Raw genomic sequence first — 1998 nt, forward strand, 5'->3', positions numbered from 1 at the left:
GCTGTGTGCCTGGTGCGTTTCATGGTCGAGTCCCCGGCCCAGTCTGGCCGGATGAGGACTCTCATTCACCCTGGACCGGTTTCCGGGGTCCACGTCAGTAGGGCTATCTATGCTCTTGGTGCCCGGTCTGTGTTTCATGTTACTCCCAAGACAGGCTCTGCACTTCTCTGGGTTAAGCGCTGGCGACGATGTGTGCATTCGCTTCGTTGGCATGCTGGCATCCAGCATCGAGTTTAACTACATACGGGTAGCTCACTTAGGCATAGATCGATTCATCTCCTGGACTGTGTGTGCGCGGAGTTAAGTCGGCACATTCATGGTACTGCTGGTCATTCTGAATAAGGTTTGCCCGGGGATGCTGATATGCGCCGCCCTTGCCATTGCTGGCTCAAGCTGGGCTTGGGTGGACCTGCATTCCGGCAGTTGATAGAAGTAAGTCTCGGTAATCGCTACGCTTGATGCATCAGTCGCTTCTGGCTCCCAAGAAGTTATTCCTAGCCATGCCATCAAAGCCATGACGGCCCTTTCCTTTCTCCTGCCTCTGGTGGTTCACGATGTGTTGGCGCTGCTCCCTCTGGGTGTGGCGCTTCTCGCCCTCTCGTGGACACGCCCTGGACGTAGGAGCCATCATTGGATTGCTGGGGCTGGCCTCTTGGCTCTCTTGGGAGGAACTCTGGTGATGGTCCAAGGCAAGGCTGCTCTATTCGGTGCGATAGACGACGCAACCTGGCTCATTGTGTTGACTGGTCTTCTGGCGATCGTCCTGGGGGGAGTCAGTCTGCTGCGCTGGTCGCGGCTCTAGGCCTCAAGATGAAGCAGACGATCCTTGCGGCGCTTTCTGATGGTGAACGGCTGGCGATCACTGGCACCTACACCCTGACCCTGCTGGAGAACCTCTGCATGCTCGCCTATCCAGCGCTCACTGGGCTGGCTGTAGATGGGCTGCTGAAATACAGCTACCAGGGTCTTTCGGCGCTGATCGCCGTGTGGCTCGTGCACCTGTTCACGTCCTTCGTGCGGCAGCGGTACGACACCCGTGTGTTCATGGGAATCTATGCCCGCCTCGCCGTCAACACCGTCGCTGAGCAGAGCGATCGCGGCCACAGCACCAGCATCGTGTCGGCCCGGGTCGAGATGATGCGCGACATGGTGGGATTCTTCGAAGCCGACGTGCCAGCGATGTTCTCCCAGGTGGTAACCGTGATCGGATCGCTGGTGATGCTGTTCACCTACGACATCGAGGCGGGTTTCATCGCGACGGCGGTGCTGCTGCCGACGGCGCTCGTGAACGCCTGGTACTGGCGCCGCGCGCGCCAGTTGCACCGGGGCCTCAACGACCAGATCGAGCGCGAGATCGAGGACATTCAGACGGCGCGAGTACTGCGCCTGCGACGCCATTTCGGCCGTGTGCGTCGCTGGAATGTGCATCTGTCGGACAGTGAGTCGTGGACTTGGACCGTGACGGAGCTCGCCACGATCGTGGCTCTCGTTATCATCCTGATCGACTTCACCCGTTCGCCGTCATTCAGCGCGGGCGCGATCTATGCGGTGCTGGCCTATGTATTCGATTACGTGGAGGGCCTTGACAATGCTCCGGCTTTAGTGAATAGTCTCGCTCGACTCCAGGACATTCAGACGCGGCTGGGGCACTGAGCATCAGCTCGGATACACGAGTACAGGCAACACGATTTGCCTCTGGTATGGCCGCGGCACAGAGGGTACTGGGCGGCTCAATGCCGCCACCTTCGACAAGAAGCTGGCCAAGCAGCTTGGCCGACGACTACGCCAACCCCAACATCCGCACCGCCCACCTGCGCAAGGACCTGCTGCTGTTCCTGCAGGCTGCCAGGGGGCTGGGGCTTGAAACGATGGGCCTGGATGGGCTGAAGGCCCTGCTGTAGTGACGTGACCCCCTTTGTCGGTCCAGTCCTTATGAGAGTGGGTGGATGTGGTCATGCTGCAACTCCCTGTTGAGCTGCCTCCAGGGGCGTACGCCCC

The 1998-nt window shown here is 59.8% G+C and carries 2 protein-coding genes; both read left to right on the forward strand.

Annotated features, from left to right (window positions below; all coding sequences use genetic code 11):
• The first annotated feature begins 810 nt into the window (after positions 1-810).
• The gene (locus CJZ98_RS17590) at positions 811-1653 is read left to right on the forward strand and encodes an ABC transporter six-transmembrane domain-containing protein (RefSeq protein WP_094592397.1); all 843 of its coding nucleotides are present in this window, start codon (positions 811-813) and stop codon (positions 1651-1653) included.
• A gap of 116 nt (positions 1654-1769) precedes the next feature.
• A complete protein-coding gene (locus CJZ98_RS19415) occupies positions 1770-1901 on the forward strand; it encodes a hypothetical protein (RefSeq protein ID WP_269798980.1) in 132 nt (43 codons plus the stop codon).
• Positions 1902-1998 lie beyond the last annotated feature (97 nt).

Origin of the sequence: Vulcanococcus limneticus LL, assembly GCF_002252705.1 — a bacterium.
Taxonomy (GTDB): domain Bacteria; phylum Cyanobacteriota; class Cyanobacteriia; order PCC-6307; family Cyanobiaceae; genus Vulcanococcus; species Vulcanococcus limneticus.

Excerpts from the sequence above, each read along its gene's own strand:
- CJZ98_RS17590 (WP_094592397.1), top strand. The coding sequence starts at position 811 with ATGAAGCAGACGATCCTTGCGGCGCTTTCTGATGGTGAACGGCTGGCG.